This is a genomic window from Janthinobacterium sp. GW821-FHT03A03 (genome assembly GCF_059421435.1).
In genome coordinates, this window is sequence record NZ_JBWKUZ010000003.1 from 302,534 (window position 1) to 327,616 (window position 25,083).

Genomic DNA, 25,083 nt, shown 5'->3' on the forward strand with positions numbered 1-25,083 from the left:
GGAGTGTCATGATTGTTTTATGGCACTATGGATGCGCGCAGCATTGACGAGTGTCAATACCATCCCTATGGATGGTGTGAACACGGAACGCCGCGCATCCCGGATGATCGAAGCTACTCCCCACCTGCCATAGGAGTTTTCAGATGACCAATACTGCAAAAGCGACAACCGCGACCACCATCCCCTGCCTGCGCTACCGCGACGCGCCGGCCGCCATAGAATGGCTGTGCAAGGCGCTGGGTTTTGAAAAACAATTGATCGTGCCCGATGGCGAAGGCGGGGTCGCGCACGCCCAGCTCAGCTTTGGCAATGGCATGGTCATGGTGGCGCCCGCCATCGACAGCGACTATGGCCGCCTGATGAAGCTGCCAAGTGACGTCGGCGGCGCGAATACGCAGAACTGCTACCTGGTCGTCAGCGATGCCGATGCCGTCTACCGCAGCGCCCGCGAAGCGGGGGCGGAAATCGTCCTCGACATCAAGGATGAGGACTACGGCGGACGGGGCTTCACCTGCCGCGACCCGGAAGGCCACATCTGGAGCCTGGGCACCTACGATCCATGGTAAAACGGAGAACAATGATACTTAGCGCCACCACCGCCGCCAGCCTTGCGCTGATCGGCGGTTTCCTGTCCGCTCCCGGACTGGTCGACCAGCATCTCAATCAAGTCTATTCGCAAGCTGCCAAGCCGCCGACGGCCGCTGCCCTGGCCTTGCACCAGCGCCTGTGGATCGCCGATCTGCATGCGGACAGCCTGCTGTGGCAGCGTGACCTGAACCGCTCCGGCAAGCATGGCCACGTGGACTTTCCCCGCCTGCAGCAAGGCAATGTGGCGCTGCAGGCGTTTTCCGTCGTCACCAAGACGCCGCGCAAGATGAATATCGACCGCAACGCCGGCGACACGGACAACATCACGACGCTGGTGGTAGCGCAGGGCTTGCCGCCGGCCACCTGGACCAGCCTGCTGGCGCGCGCGACCTACCAGGCCGACGAACTGCACCGCCTGGCCGACAGCAGCAAAGACAGGATGCGCGTGATTGGCAGCCGCACCCAGCTGCGCAGCTTCATCGCCGCACGCGAAAAGGATCCGGGCCTGCTGGCCGGCTGGCTGACGCTGGAAGGCGCACATGCGCTTGAGGGCAAGCTGGACAACCTCGACACCTTGTACAAGGCCGGCTACCGCATGGCCGCGCCCACGCATTTCTTCGACACGGAACTGTCGGGCTCCCAACATGGCATGAAAAAGGGCGGCCTGACGCCGCTGGGCGAAGAATGGCTGCGCGCCATGGAGCGACGCAAGATGATCGTCGACCTCGCACACGCCTCGCCGGCCACCATCGACGACGTGCTAAGGCTGGCGAAACGCCCCGTGATGGTGTCGCACACGGGCGTGCGCGGCACCTGCGCCAATGGGCGCAACCTGAGCGACGCACAATTGAAACGCATCGCCGCCCAGGGCGGCCTGGTGGGCATCGGTTTCTGGAATACGGCCGTCTGCGGCAAGGACGTGGCATCCATCGCGCGCGCCATCAAGTACACGGTAAAACTGATCGGCGCCGAACACGTGGCCTATGGTTCGGACTTCGACGGTGCCGTCACCACGGCCATCGATGCAGCCGGCCTGCCGCGCCTGACGCAGGCGTTGCTCGACGCGGGCCTGTCGGAAGCGCAGATCCGCCGCGTGGCCGGCGAAAACGTGCGCGATTTCCTGCTCAAAAACCTGCCCGACGACGACGTCTAGGACAAGGCCCTGAGCAGCGCCTGGTCCGCCACCTGGCGCGGCCGGATGCGTATCAGCTTGCGGTACAGCGGCGGCATGGCGTCGCACAGCGCCAGCAGCGCGTCTTGCGCCATGGCCGGGCGCACGTACTGGAATTGCGCGGGATTATTCTCCGGCAGCGCCCCTTCCATGGTGGAGCCGTAGGCGCCCAGGGTCATGAAACTGGCGGCGCCGTCGTCCGGGCCGACGGCCAGCACGAAGGTGCCGTGCTTGGGGTGGCCCAGATAGCTTTTGATTTCCTCCTGCAGCGCCAGCGCCGCATTCGCCATCAGTTCATAGCGCAGCTGCGCGTACTGGCGCGTGCATTCCATGAACGGCGTGCGGATGGCCGATTGCGTCAATTTTCCCGGCATGCACAGCAGCAGGTTGCCGAAGGAATCGAGCAAGGCAGCCGCGTCGCCCTGGCCGCCATCGCGCTGGTCCTGCTCCATGGCCGCCTGCAGGAAGGGCGCCAGGCCCGCATCGGGCGCATGCGGCGCGCAGCGGTAGGTCAGGGCGTCGGGATAGCGGCGGCGCAGGGCGCGCACCACGGCATGCTCGGACGGCAAGGTGGCGGGATCGCGCAAGTGCACGTCGTCGCCGGCGTTCAGCAACTGCATCACCTGCGCCGATGTCGCTTCGAACACGAGCGAGCACAGTGCCTGCGTCGCCTCGTGGACGCTCTTGCCGATAAAAAAAGATTTGGGTGCGGCGCCGGACGGCGCGCGTGCATACTCGGTGGCGCCGCGCACGGCCGGATAGCAAAAGCTGTGGCCCGCCTGGGCGCGCAACGGCGCCGGCAAGGCCGTATAGGTAGCGGCGCCATCGTAATTGATGCCCGCATTGGCATCAGGCGCGGCCACCACCACATTGAAACCGGCGGCCAGAATGGCGCCCGTGCACATGCAGCACGGGTCGAGCGAGGTGACGATGGTCAGTTCACCCGGCGGCGGCAAGGGCGTGCCCTTGGCCCGCTCGGCAAAATACCAGTCCACCAGTTGGCGCTCGCCATGCGCGGTGGGGTCAAACACCAGCCCCTGGCGCACGACGTTGTTGTGCATCGATTGCAGCACGTTGCCGGCGCCATCGAGCAGCACGCCGCCCACGCCAAAAGTACCTTGCGTCTTGGCGGCCAGCGCTTCGGCCGCAGCGATGGCCACGGCGGCCTGGATGTCGATCGTCTTGTTCAAGCGTATCCTGTTACTTCATGTCCAGGTCGGAATTGCCGAAGCCATGCGGCAGCAGCCAGCCCGCCGTCACTTCCATCACATCGTTTTTCAGGTTCGTCAGGATCACGGGCAGGTCGGCGCCGCCCATCTCGAAGATCACCTGGCGGCAGGCGCCGCATGGGGAAATCGGTTCGGCAGTGTCGCCCGTGACGGCAAGTTTGGCGAAGTCGCCCGGTTTGCAGCCATGCGCGATGGCGCTGAAAAACGCCGTGCGCTCGGCGCAGTTACACAGGCCATACGCGGCGTTTTCCACGTTACAGCCACGGAAGACGCGGCCATCCTTGCACAGCAGCGCCGCGCCCACCTTGAAACGCGAGTATGGCGCGTAGGCCAGTTCGCGGCCGGCATTGGCTTCGGCGATCAGTTCTTGGTTGTTCATTTGCTTATCTATCTGTAAAACCCGCGAAAGGCCGGGGTCAGCCCCTCAGGGGGAATGCGTTCCAATGGGACGCATTCCAATCCTGCAAGGACTGACCCCAGATTTTGCTTCCAGGGTTAAGTTATGGACGAATGGTACGATAAATCACCGGATTGCCGGCCAGCGCCACCGTGCCGATGGCATACGCATCCTGGATTTCCTTGACGGCTTGCTGCGCCGCCGCTTCCGTGCGCGCGTGCACCATGGCCAGCGGCTGGCCTACGCACACTTGCTCGCCCAGGCCCACGAGGTCCGTCAGGCCGACGGCGAAATCGATGCTGTCGCTCGGGCGGCGGCGTCCACCGCCCAGGGCGACCACGGCCAGGCCGATGCCGCGGCAATCGCGCACATTGGCAAAACCGGCGGACAGCGCCGGCGCCGGCACGATGAACGGCGCCTTTTCCAGGTGCTTGTCCGGGTTCTCGATCAGATCCGCCGGACCGCCCAGGGCCGCTACCATGCGCGCAAAGCGTTCGGCCGCCGCGCCCGAATCGAGGGAGGCGATCAGTTTCACGCGCGCTTCCTCTTCGGTGGCGGCCAGGCCGCCCAGCACCAGCATCTCGGCGCACAGCGCCAGGGTGACTTCGTGCAGGCGCGCGGGACGCGAACGGCCCGTCAGGTAATCCATGGCGCCGCGCACTTCCAGCGCATTGCCGGCGTATGGCGCCAGCGATTCGTTCATGTCCGTCAGCATGGCCGACGTCTGCATGCCCGCGCCGTTGCCGACGGCGACGATGCTCTCGGCCAGTTCCACCGATTTGTCGTAGGTGGACATGAAGGCGCCCGTGCCCACTTTGACGTCCATCACCAGCGCATCCAGGCCCCCCGACAGTTTCTTCGACAGGATGGAGCCGGTGATCATGGCCACCGATTCCACCGTGGCGGTGACGTCGCGGATGCTGTAGAAGCGCTTGTCGGCCGGCGCCAGCTGGGCCGTCTGGCCGATGATGGCCACGCCGATCTCCTGCACCACCTTGCGGAACAGTTCATTGTCCGGCACCGTGCAATAGCCGGGAATGGCGTCGAACTTGTCCAGCGTGCCGCCCGTGTGGCCCAGGCCGCGGCCCGAGATCATCGGCACGTAGCCGCCGCACGCGGCGACCATGGGCCCCAGCAGCAGGGAGACCACGTCGCCCACGCCACCCGTCGAATGCTTGTCGACGACGGGACCCGGCAGGTTCAGCGAGCGCCAGTCCAGCACCTGGCCGGAATCGCGCATGGCCAGGGTGAACGCCACGCGCTCGTCCATGTTCATGTCGTTGAAATAGACGGCCATGCCGAGCGCCGCGATCTGCCCTTCGCTGACGCTGCCGTCAGTGATGCCGCGCACGAAAAACTGGATTTCCTCGGCGCTCAGGACGCCCTTGTCGCGCTTCTTGCGGATGATTTCCTGGGTCAAAAACATGGAATAACTCCAATAAAAATAGGTTTGGGGTCAGTCCCTGCGGGATCGGGATACGCCCATTGGCGTATCCCCCCGACGGGTCTGACCCCAGCTTTGCGATGCCAATGATCAGGCAGTTAAACGCCGTAAGGAATCCACACGTTTTTCACTTGCGACGCATGCGCCAGCACGGCACGGCCGCCGCTTTGGGCGGCACTGTACCAGTCGCGGCCCTTGGCGCCGCCGACCCAGGTGCGCTTCAGCGTGCCGGCCGACAGGCGCTCGACTTCCGCGCACCCCTCAAGCGAGCCGTCATGGCGCCAGACGGCGTCGATGTCGGCGTGTGTAGCCAGGGTGCGCGCCAGTTCATCGGCGTTGCCGCTGATGATGTTGACGACGCCGCCCGGCAGGTCGGACGTGTCGAACACCTGGTACAGGTCCAGCGCGGACAGCGGATGCGCTTCGGACGGCACCACCACCACGCGGTTGCCCAGCGCGATGGCCGGCGCCACCAGCGAAATGAAGCCCAGCAAAGGCGCTTCATTCGGGCAGACGATGCCGATCACGCCGATCGCTTCGTTCAGCGCCACGGTGATGCCCTTCGTCGGCGGCTGGTGCGCCAGGCCGTCGTATTTGTCGGCCCAGGCGGCGTAGTAGAACAGGCGTTCGATCGATGCCTGCACTTCCTTCTCGGGATTTTTACTGCCGGTCATGGCGGCGATGCGGGCGGCGAATTCGTCGGCGCGCGCAGCCAGGTTTTCGGCGATGTAGTACAGCACTTGCGCGCGGTTGTGCGCCGTGGCGCTGGTCCAGCCGGACGCCTTATGCGCCGCTTCGACGGCGTTGCGGATATCCTTGCGGCTGCCTACGCCCACTTCGGCCAGCAGGGCGCCATTCGCGCCAAATACGGGCGCGCTGTAGGCGCTGTCGGGACGCGCCTGCTTGCCGCCGATGTACATCTTGGCCGTGCGGTCGATGGCGAACGGATCGGCTGCCGCCGGCTTCACGTTGGCCTTGGCCTTCGCTTCCACCACCGGCAAGGCCGGGCGTGCATCTTCGGCCAGGGCCGTCATGTATTCCAGCATGCCTTCGCGGCCGCCTTCGCGGCCGAAGCCCGATTCGCGGTAGCCGCCGAAGCCGCAGGCCGCATCGAACTGGTTGGCGCTGTTAATCCACACCACGCCAGCCTTGATGGCGGGCGCAATATCGAGGGCCAGGCTGATCGACTCGGTCCACACGCTGGCGGCCAGGCCGTACACCGTGTTGTTCGCCAGCTGCACCGCTTCAGGCGGCGTGCGGAAGCTCATGGCCACCAGCACGGGGCCGAAGATTTCAGCCTGTGCCACGGCGGCCGACGTCGACGCGCCCGTGATCAGGGTCGGAGGGAACCACGAGCCGTCAGCCGGCAATTCGCACGCCGGTTGCCACACGTCGCAGCCTTCGGCACGGGCCGAATCGACGAGCGCGGCGATGCGCTGGCGCTGCACGGGGTCGACCAGCGCGCCCACGTCCATCGATTTGTCCAGAGGCGAACCGAGGCGCAGGTTTTCCATCCGGGCGCGCACCTTGTTCAGGAAGCGCTCCTGGACCGATTCCTGCACCAGCAGGCGCGAGCCGGCGCAGCACACTTGTCCCTGGTTGAACCAGATCGAATCGACCAGGCCTTCCACGGCGCCGTCCAGGTCCGCGTCTTCGAAGACGATGAACGGCGACTTGCCGCCCAACTCGAGGGACAGCTTCTTGCCGCTGCCGGCCGTCGCCTCGCGGATCAGACGGCCCACTTCCGTGGAGCCCGTAAATGCGATCTTGTCGACGCCAGGGTGGTTGACGATGGCCGAGCCCACTCTGCCGTCGCCGGTGACGATGTTGACCACGCCGGCCGGCACGCCCGCCTGCACGCACAATTCGGCGAACAGCATGGCGGTCAGCGACGTGAATTCGGCCGGCTTGAAGACGACCGTGTTACCGGCCGCCAGGGCCGGAGCGATTTTCCAGGACAGCATCAGCAGGGGGAAATTCCACGGCACGATCTGGCCCACCACACCCACGGCGCGGTAGTCGGTGAATTCTTCCGACTGCAGCTGCGCCCAGCCGGCGTGATGGTAGAAATGGCGCGCGGCCAGCGGCAGGTCGATATCGCGCGTTTCGCGGATGGTCTTGCCATTGTCCAGGGTTTCCAGCACGGCGAACAGGCGCGAATGCCTTTGCAGCAGACGGGCCAGCGCATACATGACCTTGGCGCGGCCGTGGCCGCCCATGCCTTGCCACACGGGCAGCGCGCGGCGCGCCGCTTCCACGGCGCGTTCCACGTCCGCGTCGCTCGCTTGCGTCAGCTCGGCCAGCTGCGTGCCGTCTGCAGGATTGGTCGAGGCGAACAGTTCGGCCGGCTCGCTCCAGGCGTTGTCGATGAAGAGGCCGAACTTGCGCTGATGGCCGTCGAGCCACGCTTGCGCTTCTTTTTGACTTTCGGGAGCAGGGCCGTAGTCCATAGTAGTGAGAATCTCGTTAATTGTAGGCATGACGAATGTTCTTTAAGGTTGTGCGTGACGATGATTGGCCGAATAGCTGCCGGTGACGTAGTGCTCGAGCTGGCGCTCGATGTCGGTCAGCAGGCTGGAAGCACCGATGCGGAACAAATGCGGCTGCAGCCATTCGTTGCCCAGTTCTTCCTTCATCAGGGTCAGGAACTGCAGCGCGCTCTTGGCCGAGCTGACGCCGCCGGCCGGTTTGAAGCCCACCTTGAAACCCGTCTGTTCATAATATTCGCGCACCGTGCGTACCATCGTCAGGGCCACGGGGATGGTGGCGTTGACGCTTTCCTTGCCGGTCGACGTCTTGATGAAATCGGCGCCCGCCATCATGCAGACCCACGACGCCTTGGCCACGTTTTCCATGGTCAGCAAATCACCCGTGGCAAGAATCGCCTTCACGTGCGCTTCGCCGCACGCCTTGCGGTAGGCCAGCATTTCGTCGTACAGCACTTGCCAGTTGCCGTTCAGGACATGCTGGCGCGTGATGACGATATCGATTTCCGAAGCGCCCGCGGCGACCGACAGTTCGATCTCGCGCAGCTTCGTTTCCATGTTTGTCAGGCCGGCCGGGAAGGCGGTCGACACGGCGGCGATGGGCAGGCGGCCCTGGATGACTTTCACGGCCGGCTGGATCATCTCGTGGTACACGCACACGGCGCCGGTGCTCAGTTCCGTCAGGCCCAGTGCGGCCATCAGGTCGGCGCGCAGCGGGCGCATGGCCTTCATGCACAGGCGTTCCACGCGGCCCGGGGTGTCGTCGCCGCCCAGGGTGGTCAGGTCGATCATCTGGATGGCTTTCACCAGCCAGGCGGCCTGGTATTCCTTTTTCACCGTACGGCGGTTCGCCAGGCTGGCGGCGCGGCGGTCTGTCGCGGCGCGGTTGACGCGGATCTGGTTGATCCAGCCCAGGTCGAGGCCGACCGCCTCGTTACGCTTGAAGTCGGGGTGCATGAGTGTCATAACAAGCTGGTTCCATTAGCAAGTGGTGGTACGCCAAGGTGCTTGGCGAGGGTTTGGCCAATATCGGAGAACGTCTCGGAAATTCCCAGCGCGCGCGGGGCGACGCCGGGGCCGAAGAAGATCATCGGTATATGTTCGCGGGTGTGGTCGGAGCCGTGCCAGGTGGGGTCGCAGCCATGGTCGGCGGTGATCACGACCAGGTCGCCTTCCTTGAGCTTGGCCATGAATTCCGGCAGGCGCGCATCCATTTCGCGCAGCGCGTCGGCATAGCCTTCGACGTTGCGGCGGTGGCCGAACGCCTGGTCGAAATCGACGAAGTTCACGAAAGTGAGCGACTTGTCCTGCACTTCATCGGCCGTCTTCAACAGCGCTTCGAACAGCGCCATGTTGTCGACACCCTTCACGACTCTGGAAATACCCTGGGTGGCGAAAATGTCGCTGATCTTGCCCAGGCCGACGACTTCGCCGCCCGCATCCTTGACGTGGTCGAGCAGGGTCTTGCTTGGCGGCGCCACCGCATAGTCGTGGCGGTTGGAAGTGCGCGTGTAGTTGCCGTTGCTGCCCGTGAACGGGCGGGCGATGACGCGGCCGATGTTGTACGGCTCGACCAGCTTGAAGGCCATTTCGCACACTGCGTACAGGCGCTCGAGGCCGAACGATTCTTCGTGCGCGGCGATCTGCATCACCGAGTCACCCGAGGTATAGATAATCAGCTTGCCGGTGGCGACGTGTTCGTCGCCATGCTTGTTGATGATGTCCGTGCCCGAGGCATGGCAGTCGCCGAGGAAGCCGGGCACGCCGGACAGGGCTTTGAGCTTGTCGGTCAGGTCGGCGGGGAACGATGGCGTGGTGCGGGGAAAATATCCCCAGTCGAATTCGACGGGCACGCCGGCGATTTCCCAGTGGCCGCTCTGCGTGTCCTTGCCGGTGGAGCGCTCGCGGGCCGCGCCGTAGGCGCCGGTAAAACCGTCGCGCTGGTCGAAGCCCGTGGCCCATTCGCCACTGGCCAGGTGCGCGGCGGCGCCCAGGCCCAGGCGTTCCATGTTCGGGAGTTTCAAGGTCTTGCCGCTTTTGGCGACACTGCTGGCAATGTGGCCAAAGGTATTGGCACCTGCGTCGCCATACTTGGCGGCGTCTGGCGTCGCGCCAAGGCCGAAGGAATCAAGCAGGAGGATAAATGCGCGTGACATGATAAGGCTCGCTTTAGGAGTGATGCGAAGATGATGCGAACAGTGCAGGCCGGATTTTCCCGGCCTGCCGCGCGGCAGCGCCGGTGGCCGGCGCGCCGCTACTGCATAAAAAAGTGCTTAGGCTTGCGGTTTTTCAGCGACTTTGGAGAGGAAAGCCAGGATCAGCTTGACCAGGTCTTTCGCGCCGATGGCCGCGTATTTCAGGGTTTGTTCGTGCGACAGGGCGAAAGGCGACATGCCTTCGGCCAGGTTGGTGATGACGGACACGCCCACCACTTTCAGGTCGCAATGACGGGCCGACACCACCTCCGGCACCACGGACATGCCGACCGTGTCGGCGCCCAGGCGGGCCATCATGCGGATTTCGGCGGCCGTCTCGAAGTTCGGGCCCGGGTAGGCGACGAACACGCCTTCGTGCAGGGTGATGCCGTTCGACGCGGCCGTGTCCTTGACCAGTTTGCGCAGGTCCGCATCGTAGGCATTGGCCATGCTGAAGAAGCGCGGGCCGAAGCGGTCGTCGTTCGGACCGACCATCGGCGTGCCTGGCAGCAGGTTGATATGGTCGCTGATGGCCACCAGGCTGCCGGCGTCCACTTCAGGGCGCAGGGAACCGGCGGCGTTGGTGACGAACAGCATTTCGCAGCCCAACAGCTTCAGGGTGCGGATGGCGCTCGTCATCACGCCCATGCCATAGCCTTCATAGAAGTGGCCACGGCCCTTCATGCAGACGACGGCGACGCCCGACAGGGTGCCGACCACCAGTTCGCCCGCATGGCCGTGCACGGTGCTGATCGGGAAACCCGGCAATTCGTCAAAGCTGATGCTGACGGCGTCCGTCATCTGCTCGGCCAATACGCCCAGGCCGGAACCGAGGATCATCGCCACGCGCGGCTTGAAATTTTCAGGAGCGCGGGCACGGATGATTTCGGCGGCGTGGAAAGGGGCGTTGTTCGACATGGTTATCCTCGTAATGACTAATGATGATGGTTGCTGCCTGCGCGGCGGCAACGTGCCGCAGCCCAGGTATCGGGTATGTATGGGTGTTGCTGGACTATCCAGATGCGTATTGCCTCTATTTGCCGCCACTATGCATCAAACGGAATATGTATGGCAAATACCATTTTTCTTGCCCATTTATACAATTCAAATATAAATGGCCGATATTATAGTCGAGGCTAGCCCAGGCCTGCCATGCCCTGGAAATGCATGCATACAAGCTCCATACGAAGGTTTTTCATGCGCGCTTGACACCAGCAAAACAAATGTTTACAGTTTCGGACAAATGTTTATACCTTCAGCGAAAACTTGTGACCGATACCAATAAAAAAGACCAGCTCTATGCGCTGATCCGCAACAACCCCTTCATTTCGCAGCAAGACCTGGCGAGCGAACTGGGCTTGTCGCGCTCGGCCGTCGCCGGCCACATCGCCGGATTGATACGCGAGCGGCGCCTGCTGGGACGCGCCTACGTGCTGCCCGACAGCCGCCCCGTGCTGTGCATAGGCGCCGCCAACCTCGACCGCAAGATGCGCACCCTGGCGGCCCTGCAGATGGGCACCTCGAATCCCGTGCGTTCGGAAGAAGTGTTTGGCGGCGTCGGCCGCAACATCGCGGAAAACCTGGCCCGCTTGTCGATTCCCGTGGCCCTGCTGACGGCGCTGGGCGACGATGCGGCCGGCCACGCGCTGCAGACGCACGCGGAAGACGCGGGCATCGACATGCGCGGCAGCTTGCATTTGAGCAACACCAGCAGCGGCACTTATACCGCCGTGCTCGACGAAAATGGCGAAATGCTGCTGGCGATGGCCAACATGCAACTGTACGAACAGCTGACGCCCGCCTTCTTGCACAGCCGCCAGCCGCAGCGCGCCGCCGCCGCCCTCACCGTCTGCGACCTGAACCTGGGCCACGACAGCGTGCAGGCACTGCTGGCCGACGCGCGCCAGGACGCGGCCCGCGCGACGCCGCTCGTCATCGTCGCCGTCTCGCAGCCGAAGATGGCGCACCTGCCGCAGGACCTGACGGGCTTGCATCTGCTGATCCTCAACCGGGGCGAGCTGGAAACGCGCGTGGCGCGGGCCTTGCCGACGGCGTTCGAGGTGCGCGCCGCCTGCCGCGAAGTACAGCGCCAGGGCGCGCGCCAGGTGATCGTCACCTGCGGCGGCGAAGGCGTGTATTTCACCGATGGCGACAGCCTGGATGCGCCCATCGTGCACCTGGCCGCGCGCGAAGTGGATGCCGTCGACGTGACGGGCGCCGGCGACGCGTTTTCCGCCGCCGTCTGCTGGTCGCTCTACCACGACAGCAGCGATTTGAAACTGGCATGCCGGCGCGGCCTGAAGCTGGCCGCCATGACCCTGGAATCGGCTGCCACCGTCTCGCCCCAGATTTCGGCCGGCGCGCTCGACGACATCGACGACGCCGACTTGGCGCCGCCTCCCCCTACCCTCTTTCAACAGGATTGACACATGACGCAACTGAATAATTTCCTCTCATTCTCGCAAGAAGTCCTCGACGCGCGCGCCGCCGGCAAGGCCATCGTGGCGCTGGAATCGACCATCATTTCACACGGCATGCCGTATCCGCAAAACGTGGAAATGGCGCGCGAAGTGGAACAGATCATCCGTGACGGCGGCGCCGTGCCGGCCACCATCGCCATCATCGACGGCAAGATCTGCGTGGGCTTGTCGCCGGAGCAGCTGGAATTGCTGGGCACCTCGCCCGACGCCATGAAGGTCAGCCGCCGCGACCTGCCGTTCGTCTTGTCGCAGCGCAAACTTGGCGCCACCACCGTGGCCGCCACCATGATCTGCGCGGAAATGGCCGGCATTGCCGTGTTCGTCACGGGCGGCATCGGCGGCGTGCACCGCGGCGCGGAAACGAGCTTCGACATTTCCGCCGACTTGCAGGAACTGGCGCACACGTCGGTGGCCGTCGTCTGCGCGGGCGTCAAATCCATCCTCGACATCGGCCTGACCCTGGAATACCTGGAAACCCACGGCGTGCCCGTCATCAGCGTGGGCCAGGAAGGCTTTCCCGCCTTCTTCACGCGCGAAAGCGGCTTCAAGGCCGATTTCCGCCTCGACACGGCCACGGAGCAGGCTGCCTTCATCGGCACCAAGTGGCAGCTGGGCCTGAAAGGCGGCGTCATCGTCAGCAACCCGGTGCCTGCCGCGCAAGCCATGCCCAAGGAAGAAATCGACGCCATCACCGCGCAAGCGCTGCAGGAAGCGGACGCGGGCGGCGTGAAGGGCAAGCAAGTCACGCCGTTCCTGTTGTCGCGCATCAAGCAACTGACGGACGGCCGCAGCCTGGCGACGAACATCGCCCTCGTCAAGCACAATGCCCAGGTGGGCACGGCCCTGGCCATTGCCATGCAGGCAGTCGTGGCACGATAATAGGACTGCCGTAAAGAAGCGCGCAGCCTTCAGGCTCGCGCGCCGTTCCCGTTTAGCATCAGGTAATGCAAGGAAAGCATGTCCATCGATCTGAAACAGTTAAAGTATTTTCTTGCCGTTGCCGAGGAGAAAAGCTTCAGCCGCGCCGCCGAGCGCCTGCATATCTCGCAGCCGCCCCTGAGCCAGCAGATCATGAAACTGGAAAGCGAGCTGGGCGTGCGTCTGTTTGCGCGCACCACGCGCACCTTCGAACTGACCGTGGCGGGCAAGGCGCTGATGAATGAGGCGGCCGAGCTGCTGGCCAAGATGCGCATGACCATCGACACCATCCGCCAGATCGACCGGGGCGAAGTGGGCCGCTTGCGCGTGGGCATCGTCGGCTCGGCCATGTGGGGCCCCATCCCCAGCCTGCTGGAAGAATTCCAGACCAAATTCCCTCGCGTCACCTGGACACTGCACGAATACGGCCCCACCGTGCAATACGAAGCGCTGCGCGCCAAGCAGATCGACGTGGGCTTCTGGCGCGAACCGAAACTCAATGACGACGACTTGCGCCATGACAATTTACGCCAGGAACTGTGTTTCCGCGAAAACGTCTGCGTGGCCGTCAATGAGCACCATCCGCTGGCGAAAAACACGACGATCGAACTGATCGATATCGCCCATGAACCGATGCTGACCCTGAACCTGGACAAATCGGCGTTTCCCCGCTATTTGGTGCAATGCTGCATCAATGCCGGTTTCGAACCGGTGATTTTCCAGGAAGCAAGCGAACCGCAAACCTTGCTGGCCATGGTGGGCGCGGGGCTGGGCGTGACCCTGGTGCCGGAAACGACCAGCCGCATCGGCTGGCCCGGCGTCGTGTTCCTGCCGATCAAGACCAATCCGCCATCGGCCAATCTGTACATCAGCTACACCACGCTCGACGACGCTCCCGTCGTGCGGGCCTTCCTGAATATTATCAATCCCCCGGCTAATTGAGGCAAAGCCTCAAGCATCACCAGGCAACGCCCCCCAAAAAAAGCCGCAAGACCGGGGTCGCCCCCGGAGGGTCCGACCCCGGCCCTTGGTTTTGGGTTAGCATGTCAATTTATATGGCATTCATATAAATAGTTAAACAAAAACGTATTTGTCATACATATCTGGCATGATGCATAGTGATTCGGACGCCCATCGCGGCGCCGGTCCTGCGCTTGCCCTGCCCGTCTGTTGACGGCGCATCCCAGCCCGCTCCGGCACCCCATTCGATGTTGTAAATATAAAAGAGACGGGGCGCGGCTGTTGCATGAGCATGACACTGAGGACCCAAAAGCATACAAGGCCAGCAATGATCTTGTGCGATACCGTGCAATGTTGATAAGGAATTATCACCTCGTGCATCAAAAACAGGCTAAATCAGCCCCAAATTATATGTTTCACCTATAAAAAATATACAATATCGATCTTCCAGGAGCCAATTCATGAAACTTACACAATTTAGTTTGACGATCGCAGCCGTATTTCTGACTGCTCAAGCGTCCGCGGCTACCCCAAAACTGGGTGTCGTGTATGACGCGGGCGGCAAGTTCGACAAGTCGTTCAACCAATCCGCTTTCGAAGGCGCATCGCGCTTCAAAAAAGACACGGGCATTTCCTTCATCGAAGTCCAGGCATCGAGCGATACGCAAGCCGAGCAAGTCATGCGCGGCCTGGCCCGCAAGAAACTCGACATGATCGCCGCCATCGGCTTTGCGCAAACGCAAGCCGTGCAAAAGGTCGCCAAGGAATTTCCGAACGTGAAATTCGTGCTGATCGACGGCCAGGCCGCCGGCAGCAACGTCAATTCCGTCGTCTTCAAGGAAGAAGAAGGCTCCTATCTGGTGGGCGTGGCTGCCGCCATGGCCAGCAAGAGCAAGAAAGTCGGCTTCATCGGCGGCATCGATATTCCCCTGATCCGCAACTTCGCCTGCGGCTACGCGCAAGGCGTCAAGGCCGTGAATGCAAAAGCGGAAATCACGCAAAACATGGTCGGCACCACGTCCGGCGCCTGGAATGACCCGGCCAAGGGTGGCGAACTGGCCCGCTCGCAATTCGAGCGCGGCGTCGATGTCGTCTTCGCCGTCGCTGGCGGCAGCGGCATGGGCACATTGCAGATGGCCAAGGAAAAAGGCAAGCTGGCCATCGGCGTCGATTCGAACCAGAACCATTTGTATCCAGGCAGCATCCTGACCTCGATGGTCAAGCGCGTCGACAACACGGTCTACGACAGCTTCATGGAAGTCAAGAACGGCACCTGGAAAGGTGGCGTCAGCTATAAAGGCCTGAAAGAAGGCGGCGTGGATTGGGCGCTCGACGCGAACAACCGCAAGCTGATTACGCCGGAAATCGAAAAACGCGTGTTGGGTGCGCGTAAGGACATTATCGATGGCAAGATCAAAGTGATCGATTACCGCGTCGGCAGCAGCTGCCCGGTTTAATTTTTCTCCGTATCTTTTAGCGCGCCGCCGGGGCCTGTCTCCGCGCGGCGCGTTTCCATGAAACTATCCAGTTATGAACCTATGCAGCCAGCAGTAGAATTTCGCAGCATTTCCAAGCAGTTTGGACATGTGAAGGCGAACGCCGACGTCAGCTTCTCCATCGCCAAGGGCAGTATCCACGGCCTGGTGGGAGAGAATGGCGCCGGCAAATCGACCTTGATGAGCATCCTGTACGGGTATTACCGTGCCGACGGCGGAGAAATCTTGCTCGACGGTAAAGTACAGCCTATCCGCAACAGCCAGGAAGCGATCAAGCTCGGCATCGGCATGGTGCACCAGCACTTCATGCTGGTCGAAAACTTCACCGTCCTCGACAATATCATGCTGGGCACGGAAGGCGGTTTTCGCCTGGCCAGCCACCGCACGGAAGCGGAAGCGAAATTGCGCGAGATTTGCGCGCGCTACCGCCTCGACGTGGACCCGCTGGCGAAGATCGAAGACCTGTCCGTCGGCGCGCAGCAGCGCGTGGAAATCCTCAAGCAGATTTACCGCAGCGCCAATATCCTGATCCTCGACGAGCCGACGGCCGTGCTGACGGCCCAGGAAACGGCCTCGTTGTTTGAAATCTTGCGCTTGTTCAAGGAACAGGGCAAGACCATCATCTTGATCACGCACAAGCTGCAAGAGATCCTGGAAATCACCGACAACGTCACCGTCATGCGCGGCGGCACGGTGGTGGGCGCCGTGGCAACGGCCGGCACCTCGAAAGAGGAACTGGCCAACATGATGGTCGGCCGCCCCATCCAGAGCCACTTGCCCCGTGCACCGTACAATCCGGGCGCCACGGTGCTGGAAGTGGCTGATCTGCAACTGGCCGACGCGCAGCAGGTCAAATTGCTGGCCGACATAGGTTTCAATTTGCGCGCCGGCGAAATCGTCGCCATCGCGGGCGTTTCCGGCAATGGCCAGAGCGAGCTGCTGGAAATTCTGTCGGGCATGCGCTTGCCCACTTCGGGCACGCTGCGCTTCCTGAACAAGGACTTGCCGTTTGCCAAGCGCCACGATGCGGACGGCTTGCCGCTGGCCTTCCGCGAACTGGGCATCGCCCACATTCCGGAAGACCGCTTGCGCGATGGCGTGGTGAAGAATTTTTCCGTCATGCAAAACACCATCCTCGGCTACCAGGACCGCCTGAAAAACCGCTGGGGCCTGTTCAACTTCAAGGCCATCGGCGCGCGCTGCGCGGAACTGCTGAAAACTTTCGACGTGCGTCCGGCCAATCCGGACCTGCGCATCGGCTTATTGTCGGGCGGTAACCAGCAAAAGGTGGTGATCGCGCGCGAAGTGCTGGCCAAGCCGAAACTGATGCTGGTGGGCCAGCCCACGCGCGGCGTCGACATCGGCACCATCGAAAGCATCCATACGCAATTGCTGGCCCTGCGCGACGCGGGCGTGGCGATCCTGCTGGTGTCCGTCGAACTGGAAGAAGTGCGGGCGCTGGCCGACCGCATTCTCGTCATGTGCGGCGGACGCATCACCGGCGAACTGAAAATTGAAGAATTCGATACCACCCGCATCGGTCTGCTGATGGGGGGAATGCATAAATCATGAATAACGACTTGCCACGCTGGGCGACAGCCTTTGTCATGCCCATGTTAAACCTGCTGTCGGCCTTGCTGGTCGCGGCCCTGGTAATTTATATGCTGGGCGAAGACCCGGCCGAATCGCTGGGTATTCTCGTCAACAGCGCCGTCCTCAATCCCGAAGGCCTGAGCTACACGCTGTTCTACGCCAGCACCTTCATTTTCACGGGCCTGTCGGTTTCCGTGGCGATGCAGGCCGGCCTGTTCAATATCGGTTCCGAAGGCCAGATGTATATCGGCGGCCTGGGCCTCACCGCCGCCATGCTGGCCTTCGACCAGACCCTGCCCGCCTGGCTCTTGATTCCGGCCGCCATGATCGGCGCGGCCCTGTTCGGCGCCCTGTGGGGCTTCCTGCCCGGCTACCTGCAAGCGAAGCGCGGCAGCCACATCGTGGTCACCACCATCATGTTCAATTTCATCGCCGCCAGCCTGATGAACTTCATTATCGTGAAGTACCTGATTCCGCCGGGCGAGCAGAATACGGCCAGCCGCGTGTTCGCGGAAAGCGGCGAAATGCCGCGCCTGTCCACCTGGTTCCCGTCACTGGGCGACACGCCGCTGAACATCAGCTTTATCCTGGCGATCGCCGCGCTGGTCATCTATGGCGTGATGGTCTGGCGTTCGTCGTGGGGCTTCAAGCTGCGCGCCACGGGCCTCAACAAGCATGCGGCCCACTATGCGGGCGTGTCGATCAGCAAGATGATCATCGTCGTCATGCTGATCTCGGGCGCGCTGGCGGGCCTCGGCTCCGTCAATTCCATCATGGGCTCGACGCATTATCTGTCGCTCAACTTCGTCGGCGGCGCCGGCTTCATCGGCATCGCCATCGCCCTGATGGGGCGCCAGCATCCGGTCGGCATCTTTTTGTCCGCCGTGCTGTTCGGCGCGCTGATCCAGGGCGGCTTCGACCTGTCGCTGGAAAAACCGAATATCCCGACGGAAACTTTCATTTTCATCCAGGGCTTGATCATCCTGTTCTGCGGCGCCATGGAAAACTTCTACGCACCGGCCATTTCCGCCCTGCTCAAGCGCACCAAAGGCTAACACCATGACACTCGACGACTTTCATTTCGCCAGCATCCTGGTATCGACCGTGCGCAATGCGCCCGTCCTGATCTTTGCCGCCATGGCCGGCCTGTTTGCCGAACGCAGCGGCATGATCGACATCGGCCTGGAAGGCAAGATCCTGGCCAGCGCGTTTGCTTCCGCCGCCGTCGCCTACACGACGCAAAACCCGTACTACGGCATGGCTGCGGGCATGCTCGTCTGTGTCACCCTGGCCCTGCTGCAGGCGTACGTCAGCATCACGCAAAAGGGCAACCAGCTGGTGGCCGGCATGGCGATCAACATCGCCATGAGCGGACTGACGTTTGTTCTGGCGCAATTCTTCTTCCAGCAAGGCGGCCGCACGCCCGACCTCGGCTCGGCGCGGCTGTTCGACGTCGTCTTGCCAGGCACGCAGTACGTGGAACACATCCCCTTCATCGGCTGGGTGTATGCCCATCTGATCGGCGGCCATTCCATCCTCGTCTACGTGGCGTTCCTGCTGATTCCGCTCGTGCACTGGCTGCTGTACCACACGCGCTTCGGCCTGCGCCTGCGCGCCTGCGGCGAAAACCCGCACGCGGCCGACTCTGCCGGCGTGAGCGTGGAAGCGACGCGCTACCTGGCCATGCTGGTGGCCGGCATCCTGTGCTCGTTCTCGGGCGCGTATCTGGCCATCGTGCAAAGCGGCTTCTTCCTGCGCGACATGTCAGCCGGCGCCGGCTACCTGGCCCTGACGGCCATGGTGTTCGGCAACTGGCGCCCCGTCTACACCTTCCTCGGCTGCCTGATGTTCGGCTTCTTCGCCGCCATCCAGATCCAGATTGAAGGCGTGGACTTGCCCGTCGTGGGCCGCATCCCGGGCTCGCTGATCCAGATGGTGCCGTATGTCGTCACCGTGATCGTGCTGGCGGGCTTGATGGCGAAATCCATCGCGCCGAAGGCTATCGGCATCCCCTTTGTAAAATCACGTTAAGAGCACCTGAGAAACTACCCATGGCGTCGTTGCCTTGCCTCGTCGTACATTCGTACTGCCTTCGGCAAGACGCCTAGCCCTGGGCATTTTTCAGGCGCTCCCTGAAATGACAAAAAGCGAAGCCCGCTGGCTTCGCTTTTTTTATGCCTGGGCAATCTCGTCCAGCGAGAAAAACACGGCCAGCCCCAGGCTGCGCGCCACTTCCACCATCTGGTCGGCCCCCTGCGAAGCGCCACCGAGGCGCAGCACGGCATCGCAATGGCTTAATAAACGCGTCGCATGCGCGTGGAACAATTCCTCGTAGACGGCGTCGCCCACCCGGCTTGAACCGGCCAGCGCCAGCATGGGCAGGGCCAACCATTCACCGAGCACAGGCATGTGTCCCTTGGCATACAGGGGCAGGCAGACGGCTTCCATGGCCGCCACATTGCGCGCCATCAAGCCCGGATCGTCGCCCGTGCCCGAGCGATAGGGGCCGGCAATGAGGATTTGCAGGCCAAGTTTGCGCGGCATCAAGTGCAGCTGCGCATGCTGCAGCAGCATGATGGTCTTGCCGTCGCAGATGCGTCCGTCCGCCACCATCCGCATGGCTTGCGCCAGGGGCAACTCCAGCACCTCAATATCTTCCCCCTCGTGCGCCAGGCCGCCGCCGTCGCCGATGCGGCTGGCCGGGTCGTATTCGGCGACAAAGAAATGCAGGCGCTCCGTCACCGAACCGGGACTCATGAAGGCCTGGAATATCTTGTGCACCTGCCCCACCCGGTAACCGGTTTCCTCTTCCACCTCCGCGCGGATGCGCTGCTCGGCGCTGGCCTCTTCCAGCAATCCGGCCGCCGATTCGATGAGGAAACCGTCGTGGCCCTCGCGGTAGGTGGGAAAACGGAACTGGCGGATCAAAACCACCGTGCGCTTGACCTTGTTGTACAGCAGGATGGTGGCGCCATCGCCGCGGTCATAGGTTTCCCGCGTCTGCGTCTGCCATTGGCCATCGCGGCGCAGATAGTCGAACGTGGTCTTCTGCAATAGATACCAGTCGTGCGACAGAGTTTGCACCTGCTGGATGCGGACCCGTTCCTGTCTCGAATTGTCTTCGTGCATATCCTCTCCTTGTGCTTGCCTTCGTCGACTTTATCATGCAAACTCGTGCAATATCAAGAAAATACAAGAACACTCAAGAAAAACCATGCTGACACATCAACGCAAACAATACCTGCTGGACTTGCTCCAGCGCGAAGGCCAGATCGTCGCCAAGGCCGTCAGCGACACTCTGGGCTTGTCGGAAGACACGATACGGCGCGACCTGCGCGAGCTGGCAAAAGAAGGGTTATTGGAACGCGTGCACGGCGGCGCCCTGCCCTTGCTGCCCCGTTCGCCCGCGCTGGCGCCGTTTGCGGGGCGCGAACAACTTTCGCCGGAAGCCAAGCCCGCCATCGGCCGCGCGGCGGGCGCGATGATACAAACGGGGCAAGTGGTGTTTCTCGATGGCGGCACGACCGCCGTGCAGCTGGCGCGCCAGTTGCCGCGCGACTTGCGCGCCACCGTCGTCACGCACAGCCCGTCGATTGCCGTCGAGCTGGTCAACCACCCGTCGATCGAGGTACTGATGCTGGGTGGGCGGCTGTACAAGCACTCGATCGTGGGTGTCGGCGCGGCGACCGTGGAAGCGATCGGCCGCATCCGCGCCGACCTGTATTTCATGGGCGTGTCCAGCCTGCATCCGCAAACGGGCATCACCACCGGCGACTATGAAGAAGCGTGCGTGAAACGCGCCCTGAGCGAGGCGTCAAGCCGCACTGTCGTGCTGGCCTCGCCAGAAAAGTTCAACACGGCTTCGCCATTTCAAATCGCGCCCTTGAGCCAGGTCAACGATATCGTCGTGTACCGCGACATGGAAGAGGCCCTGGTCGCGCCCTTCCGCGAGATGGGCATCGCCATCACCCAGGCATGAAAAAAGCGGCCCGTGGGCCGCTTTTCATTCTTCATCCTATTGCGGCCAAACCGCCTGCAGCACGGCAGCGAGGCGATAGCCGGCCTCGGTCAGCTGCTGCTTTGCCAGCGCCGAGCTGGGCACGGGATAATTATCGGGCACCGTCAAGCTCCAGACGTTGTAGACATCGCCCTTGCGGCTGGTCTGCTGCGTGGCCGGGCCAGCGACCACGTCCGCGAAAGCAATCTTGGACGCCGCCAGCGCGGCGTCAGCCCACTGATACGGCCAGGTGGCGGGATCGCCAGTATTGCCGCTCACCGCAGGCGCACTGGCGATCACGGTACGGGCGAACTGCTGCGGCGTGCGCGTGCTCAGGCGGCGCATGGCGTAATCGACCACGGTCGTGTCCCAGTACGAATGCAGGGGCCTGGTGGGCGACTTCGGATAGCTGCTGGCCGGTTTGGCCGTGCCGTCTTCTGTGGGCAGCGGCGCGGGGATCACGGCGTCCGACAGCGCCGTCATCTTCGCATCGTCGAGCAGCAAGTCGTTGCCGCCGCGTGCATTGAAAACGGCGACGTCGTCGATCTGCGCCTGTGTGGCAGGCACGAAGAACTGGCCATCCTTGCCGAGAAACGCATTACCCACATGCAAAGGCTGATGGATATCGCCCACCAGGTGCGTGATCAGGATCAGCGCTTCGCGCTGGCTGAAGCCGTGCGGATTGCTGGCCGCATCAGCCTTGCCTTGCAGCACCAAAATCGCCCGCTTGAGCGTCTGCACGATATCGTCATCGGCCGTGCCGACGCCATGGTCGTGGTAATGCGCATGTTGAAAAGGCACGTTCGTGTAATGGTATTCGCCATGCTTGGGGTTCGCCGCGACATAGGTCAACATTTCCGGCGATTGCGGGCCGCAATACGTGCCCTTCACGCAATCGGGCCAGTTGGCGATCTTTTCCAGGCTTTCGCCGGGCAGCAGCAACTTGGCGAGATGCGCCTGGGCCGCGCTGCCCTTGAGCAATTGATCGGCGATGGCGCCCACGGCGCGGTGGCCGTCACTGCCCCAGGCCAGCACGTTGCCGGAAACGAAAGCGGCGCCCAGCGCCAGCACGCAGAGTAATTTTTTCACGCTCACTCCTTGCCTTGTGGCGCGGCCTTGGCCGGCTTCGGATATTGCTTGTTGATGTCGATCGGCTGCGCATACGCCGAGCTCCACGTCTGCTCATGCAGCGCGGCGATGCGTTGCGCCATCGCATCGTTGCGCAGCACCACTTCCAGGTTGCGCGACAAGTCGAAATAACCGCCCGCCCAGTTGCTCGTGCCGACCCAGGCCAGCTTGCCGTCGATGCTCATGGTCTTGCTGTGGATCACGCGCGCAAATGGAATGAAGCCCGTCGAGGCGGCAGGAATCGTCACGATGCGGATTTCCACGTTTGGCACGAGCGCCAGGCTTTTCAGGTAAGCAATGGCGGGCGCTTCCGTATTCCAGCTCGATACCATCAGCTTGATCTTCACGCCGCGCTGGGCGGCCGCGCGCACGGCATTGTCGATCACGGCGTAGTACGGCCGCGTGCGGTTCGGGCCATACGACAGGGGCGCGTAGTCGAGCAACTGGATGCGCACTTCGCTTTTCGCTTGCGCCAGCAAGGCGGGCAAGCCCGTTTCCGAGTCGCCCACGCCGGCCGGGTTGTACGCATTCGGGCTGGCCAGCAGGAAAGCGTTTTGCGCGTAATTGGCGGGCACGACCTTGCTGTTGAGCACTGTGGCGCGGCTGCCTTGCGACGTCAGCGCCTGGGCTTGCCAATCCTGCTCGAAAATCGCCTGCACCTGGCTGACCATGACAGGCTCGGTGATTCTCAAACCCGTTTCATGGATGTGCTCGAACGAGCGCCAGTCGAAATTCTGGCTGCCGATGTAGGCAACCTGGCCATCGACGGCCAGGTACTTCGCGTGCACGATGCCGTTGCCCGTGATTTTATTGAAGTCGATGAGGCGCAAGTCCAGGTTCGGAATCGCCTTGATGCGGGCGATGGTCGCCGCTTCCGACAGGCCCACGCCCTTCTGGTCCAGCAGGAAGCGGATTTTCACGCCGCGCTGGCCGGCGGCCGTCAGGCTCTCCAGCACCTTTTCAAAGGCCGTGCCCGGCTTGCTGACGGCATAGAACTGGGCGATGACGATCTCTTTTTTTGCACCATCGAACAGCTCGCGCCACACAGCGACAGGCTCGCGCAGATCGGGATTGGTCAAGCTCGTTTCCACGGGCGAGGTGTGCACCAGCTCAAAGCCGGGTATCGTGAAATCGGCGTGGGCCGTGCCCGCGAACAGGGTAGTGACGAGCAGGGAAACAGATAAGCGACGCATGGTTATTCCTTGTAGATTATTTGACGCGCACGATGCGGCCGGCCGCCGTGGCGCTGCCAGCGGGCTTGCCGGCACGCGCGCGGGCGATCAGGTAGTCGCTGAAGGCATCGATGTCGCGCACGCCCGTGTCCAGGCGACGCGTGCCGGCCGCCAGCACGGTAAAGCGATCGCCGCCGCCAGCGAGGAAACTGTTGGCGGCGACTCTGTATTGTTGATTATCGTCAATAGGGCTGCCATTGAGCATGATGCTGCCTGGCAGCACGCGCTGGCCCTGGGGCCGCGTGCTGTCCCAGCGATAAGTAAAACCTTCGGACACTTGCAGCAGATTATTGTCTTCCGCTTCGGCGCCCGGCCATTGCTGCTCGAGCAAGGTGCGGATTTGCGCGCCGGACAGGCTGACGACGATCAGCGTATTGCCGAACGGGACAACTGCCTGGTTCTGGCCCACGTTCGTCATCAGGTCGGCGCCCGCTTCCAGGTCCTTGCGGATGCCGCCATTATTCATCAGGCCGATTTGCGCGCCGGCGGCGCGCGCGCCGAACAGGGTGCTGTCGGCCACCAGGTCGCCCAGCGCGGAAGCGCCGCTGCCCTTGGTGCTGCGGCCCACGTTCGGCACGGCGATGGCGGCCACGGGACGCGACAATTCGGCCGCACTGCGCTGCTTGACCGATTCCAGGTAAGAAGCCACGGCCGGGTCCGGCTCATACATGCCTGGCAGCATGACGACATTTTGCGCGCTGGCATCGATCAGCGCATTCTTGACGGGATCGACCTTGAGCTTGATGCGCGTCAACATATGTCCGCCCATCTGTGCTTGCGTCACGAGCCGGCCATCGACGCGGCACAGATAGCCCTGGTGCGAATGGCCGCTGATGACCAGTTGAATCGCCGGGTCGAGGCGCTTGACCACGTCGACCACTTCGCCTTTCAGGTGGCTGCAATCGGGCTGGTCGACGGCCTCCTTTGTCTCGCCGCCCTGGTGCAGCAGCACGACGAACACGCCCACGCCTTGCGCGCGCAGCTGCGGCAAGGTGGCGTTGATGGCGTCCGCTTCATCGCCGAATTGCAGGCCGGCAATGCCGGCGGCCGTCACCACGGACGGGGTATCTTTCAGCACGGCGCCGATCAGGCCCACCTTGACGCCATGCGCCTCTTCGATGCGGTAAGCGGGCAACAAGGACTTGCCCGTCTGCGTGTCGATCACATTGGCCGCCATATACGTATAGCTGGCGCCCTTGAAGTCGGGCGTGAACTTGCACGCCTTGTCGGCGCGCGACGACGCGCAGCCGCCGCGCTGCTGGCGCAGCAATTCCGCCTTGCCCTGGTCAAATTCGTGGTTGCCGACGGAACTGGCCTTCATGCCCAGCATGTTCATGGCCACGATGCTCGGTTCGTCCGCCCACAGCGCCGACATGGCGGGACTGGCGCCGACCAGGTCGCCATTGCCGACAAAAATCAGCTGCGCATCTTCGCGCCGCCACGCCTTTAATGCGCCCGACAAGGTATCGATGCCGCCCGCCTGCACCGTCTTGCGCTCGGCATCGGCAACGCTCGTGTAGGTAAATTTGCTGCGGTCGAGATTGCCGTGGAAGTCGTTCAGGGCGACCAGGTTCACTTCAATCGGGCCGCTGCGTGCAGCCTGTGGTGCGGCAGCGAAATGGCTGCAGCCGGACAGGGTCAGTATCAGGGCCGCAGTGGCGACCGGAGTGCGTAGGAAGTGAGCCATGGGATCAATATGTAAAAAGAGAAAGGTTAAACGATCTTGCCTATAAAAAAAACGGCTGGTGTCGCCACCAGCCGTTTTTTAC

At 62.8% G+C, this 25,083-nt stretch carries 20 protein-coding genes and 1 pseudogene; 10 read left to right on the forward strand and 11 right to left on the reverse strand.

Features of this window, described 5'->3' with window-relative positions; all coding sequences use genetic code 11:
- Positions 1-143: 143 nt before the first annotated feature.
- Both AC07VI_RS10855 and AC07VI_RS10860 read left to right on the forward strand, forming a co-directional pair.
- A complete protein-coding gene (locus tag AC07VI_RS10855) occupies positions 144-566 on the forward strand; it encodes a VOC family protein (RefSeq protein WP_086145114.1) in 423 nt (140 codons plus the stop codon).
- An 11-nt stretch (positions 567-577) separates the two neighbouring features.
- On the forward strand, positions 578-1,741 hold the full coding sequence (locus AC07VI_RS10860; RefSeq protein WP_492992618.1) for a dipeptidase: 1,164 nt from the start codon (positions 578-580) through the stop codon (positions 1,739-1,741).
- On the opposite strand, the gene AC07VI_RS10865 is transcribed toward AC07VI_RS10860, so the two are convergent.
- From AC07VI_RS10865 to xapA, 7 genes are all read right to left on the reverse strand, one after another.
- Entirely contained in the window at positions 1,738-2,955 is a 1,218-nt protein-coding gene (locus AC07VI_RS10865; RefSeq protein WP_492996260.1) for a nucleoside deaminase, read from the reverse strand. The two genes, AC07VI_RS10860 and AC07VI_RS10865, sit on opposite strands and share 4 nt — an antisense overlap.
- 4 nt (positions 2,956-2,959) lie before the next feature.
- Positions 2,960-3,367, reverse strand: coding sequence for a cytidine deaminase (locus AC07VI_RS10870; RefSeq protein WP_034754695.1), 408 nt, complete (start codon positions 3,365-3,367; stop codon positions 2,960-2,962).
- A 121-nt stretch (positions 3,368-3,488) separates the two neighbouring features.
- The gene (deoA, locus tag AC07VI_RS10875) at positions 3,489-4,811 is read right to left on the reverse strand and encodes a thymidine phosphorylase (protein WP_492992616.1); all 1,323 of its coding nucleotides are present in this window, start codon (positions 4,809-4,811) and stop codon (positions 3,489-3,491) included.
- A 116-nt stretch (positions 4,812-4,927) separates the two neighbouring features.
- On the reverse strand, positions 4,928-7,309 hold the full coding sequence (locus AC07VI_RS10880; protein WP_492992614.1) for an aldehyde dehydrogenase family protein: 2,382 nt from the start codon (positions 7,307-7,309) through the stop codon (positions 4,928-4,930).
- A gap of 12 nt (positions 7,310-7,321) precedes the next feature.
- A complete protein-coding gene (deoC, locus tag AC07VI_RS10885) occupies positions 7,322-8,281 on the reverse strand; it encodes a deoxyribose-phosphate aldolase (protein ID WP_099374755.1) in 960 nt (319 codons plus the stop codon).
- Positions 8,278-9,471: a phosphopentomutase gene (locus AC07VI_RS10890; protein WP_099374756.1), complete on the reverse strand. Its 1,194-nt coding sequence runs from the start codon at positions 9,469-9,471 to the stop codon at positions 8,278-8,280. Before AC07VI_RS10890 ends, deoC begins: the two co-directional genes overlap by 4 nt.
- Before the next feature lie 117 nt (positions 9,472-9,588).
- Positions 9,589-10,428 (reverse strand): xanthosine phosphorylase, encoded by an 840-nt coding sequence (gene xapA / locus AC07VI_RS10895; protein WP_086145106.1) that lies wholly within the window; start codon positions 10,426-10,428, stop codon positions 9,589-9,591.
- Between the two features lie 350 nt (positions 10,429-10,778).
- Here xapA and AC07VI_RS10900 point away from each other — a divergent pair, with 350 nt between their 5' ends.
- From AC07VI_RS10900 to AC07VI_RS10930, 7 genes are all read left to right on the forward strand, one after another.
- Positions 10,779-11,936: a carbohydrate kinase gene (locus AC07VI_RS10900; RefSeq protein ID WP_492992611.1), complete on the forward strand. Its 1,158-nt coding sequence runs from the start codon at positions 10,779-10,781 to the stop codon at positions 11,934-11,936.
- A gap of 3 nt (positions 11,937-11,939) precedes the next feature.
- Positions 11,940-12,869 carry a pseudouridine-5'-phosphate glycosidase gene (locus tag AC07VI_RS10905; protein WP_413465896.1) on the forward strand — a complete coding sequence of 310 codons (930 nt, stop codon included), beginning with the start codon at positions 11,940-11,942 and terminating at the stop codon, positions 12,867-12,869.
- Positions 12,870-12,947: 78 nt separating this feature from the next.
- Complete coding sequence (locus tag AC07VI_RS10910) at positions 12,948-13,850, forward strand: LysR family transcriptional regulator (RefSeq protein ID WP_086145104.1); 903 nt, start codon at positions 12,948-12,950, stop codon at positions 13,848-13,850.
- Between the two features lie 479 nt (positions 13,851-14,329).
- Positions 14,330-15,325, forward strand: coding sequence for a BMP family lipoprotein (locus AC07VI_RS10915; RefSeq protein WP_086145103.1), 996 nt, complete (start codon positions 14,330-14,332; stop codon positions 15,323-15,325).
- Positions 15,326-15,406: 81 nt separating this feature from the next.
- Positions 15,407-16,936: an ABC transporter ATP-binding protein gene (locus tag AC07VI_RS10920; protein WP_099374758.1), complete on the forward strand. Its 1,530-nt coding sequence runs from the start codon at positions 15,407-15,409 to the stop codon at positions 16,934-16,936.
- Entirely contained in the window at positions 16,933-18,012 is a 1,080-nt protein-coding gene (locus AC07VI_RS10925) for an ABC transporter permease (RefSeq protein WP_086145101.1), read from the forward strand. The genes AC07VI_RS10920 and AC07VI_RS10925 overlap by 4 nt, the downstream gene beginning before the upstream one ends.
- Before the next feature lie 4 nt (positions 18,013-18,016).
- Entirely contained in the window at positions 18,017-18,988 is a 972-nt protein-coding gene (locus AC07VI_RS10930) for an ABC transporter permease (protein ID WP_099374760.1), read from the forward strand.
- Between the two features lie 513 nt (positions 18,989-19,501).
- Here AC07VI_RS10930 and AC07VI_RS10935 read toward each other — a convergent pair.
- Positions 19,502-20,086 (reverse strand): annotated as a pseudogene (locus AC07VI_RS10935) (NUDIX domain-containing protein); the annotation flags it as partial.
- Positions 20,087-20,171: 85 nt separating this feature from the next.
- Here AC07VI_RS10935 and AC07VI_RS10940 point away from each other — a divergent pair.
- Positions 20,172-20,936, forward strand: a complete 765-nt coding sequence (locus AC07VI_RS10940) for a DeoR/GlpR family DNA-binding transcription regulator (RefSeq protein ID WP_099374762.1) — start codon at positions 20,172-20,174, stop codon at positions 20,934-20,936.
- Positions 20,937-20,972: 36 nt separating this feature from the next.
- Here AC07VI_RS10940 and AC07VI_RS10945 read toward each other — a convergent pair whose 3' ends face one another.
- From AC07VI_RS10945 to AC07VI_RS10955, 3 genes are read right to left on the reverse strand one after another with little or no spacing between them, the layout of a single operon-like run.
- A complete protein-coding gene (locus tag AC07VI_RS10945; protein WP_086145167.1) occupies positions 20,973-22,043 on the reverse strand; it encodes a S1/P1 nuclease in 1,071 nt (356 codons plus the stop codon).
- A gap of 2 nt (positions 22,044-22,045) precedes the next feature.
- A complete protein-coding gene (locus tag AC07VI_RS10950; RefSeq protein WP_492992606.1) occupies positions 22,046-23,275 on the reverse strand; it encodes a phospholipase D-like domain-containing protein in 1,230 nt (409 codons plus the stop codon).
- Positions 23,276-23,291: 16 nt separating this feature from the next.
- On the reverse strand, positions 23,292-25,001 hold the full coding sequence (locus tag AC07VI_RS10955; protein WP_492992605.1) for a bifunctional metallophosphatase/5'-nucleotidase: 1,710 nt from the start codon (positions 24,999-25,001) through the stop codon (positions 23,292-23,294).
- Between the last annotated feature and the right edge of the window lie 82 nt (positions 25,002-25,083).

Bases quoted from the DNA above. Each gene is read 5' to 3' on its own strand.
- AC07VI_RS10925 (WP_086145101.1), top strand. From the start codon at position 16,933: ATGAATAACGACTTGCCACGCTGGGCGACAGCCTTTGTCATGCCCATG.
- AC07VI_RS10890 (WP_099374756.1), bottom strand. From the start codon at position 9,471: ATGTCACGCGCATTTATCCTCCTGCTTGATTCCTTCGGCCTTGGCGCG.
- deoA (WP_492992616.1), bottom strand. From the start codon at position 4,811: ATGTTTTTGACCCAGGAAATCATCCGCAAGAAGCGCGACAAGGGCGTC.
- AC07VI_RS10950 (WP_492992606.1), bottom strand. From the start codon at position 23,275: ATGCGTCGCTTATCTGTTTCCCTGCTCGTCACTACCCTGTTCGCGGGC.
- AC07VI_RS10955 (WP_492992605.1), bottom strand. From the start codon at position 25,001: ATGGCTCACTTCCTACGCACTCCGGTCGCCACTGCGGCCCTGATACTG.
- AC07VI_RS10910 (WP_086145104.1), top strand. From the start codon at position 12,948: ATGTCCATCGATCTGAAACAGTTAAAGTATTTTCTTGCCGTTGCCGAG.
- AC07VI_RS10880 (WP_492992614.1), bottom strand. From the start codon at position 7,309: ATGCCTACAATTAACGAGATTCTCACTACTATGGACTACGGCCCTGCT.
- AC07VI_RS10930 (WP_099374760.1), top strand. From the start codon at position 18,017: ATGACACTCGACGACTTTCATTTCGCCAGCATCCTGGTATCGACCGTG.
- AC07VI_RS10915 (WP_086145103.1), top strand. From the start codon at position 14,330: ATGAAACTTACACAATTTAGTTTGACGATCGCAGCCGTATTTCTGACT.
- AC07VI_RS10860 (WP_492992618.1), top strand. From the start codon at position 578: ATGATACTTAGCGCCACCACCGCCGCCAGCCTTGCGCTGATCGGCGGT.
- AC07VI_RS10855 (WP_086145114.1), top strand. From the start codon at position 144: ATGACCAATACTGCAAAAGCGACAACCGCGACCACCATCCCCTGCCTG.
- AC07VI_RS10920 (WP_099374758.1), top strand. From the start codon at position 15,407: ATGCAGCCAGCAGTAGAATTTCGCAGCATTTCCAAGCAGTTTGGACAT.
- xapA (WP_086145106.1), bottom strand. From the start codon at position 10,428: ATGTCGAACAACGCCCCTTTCCACGCCGCCGAAATCATCCGTGCCCGC.
- AC07VI_RS10940 (WP_099374762.1), top strand. From the start codon at position 20,172: ATGCTGACACATCAACGCAAACAATACCTGCTGGACTTGCTCCAGCGC.
- deoC (WP_099374755.1), bottom strand. From the start codon at position 8,281: ATGACACTCATGCACCCCGACTTCAAGCGTAACGAGGCGGTCGGCCTC.
- AC07VI_RS10905 (WP_413465896.1), top strand. From the start codon at position 11,940: ATGACGCAACTGAATAATTTCCTCTCATTCTCGCAAGAAGTCCTCGAC.
- AC07VI_RS10870 (WP_034754695.1), bottom strand. From the start codon at position 3,367: ATGAACAACCAAGAACTGATCGCCGAAGCCAATGCCGGCCGCGAACTG.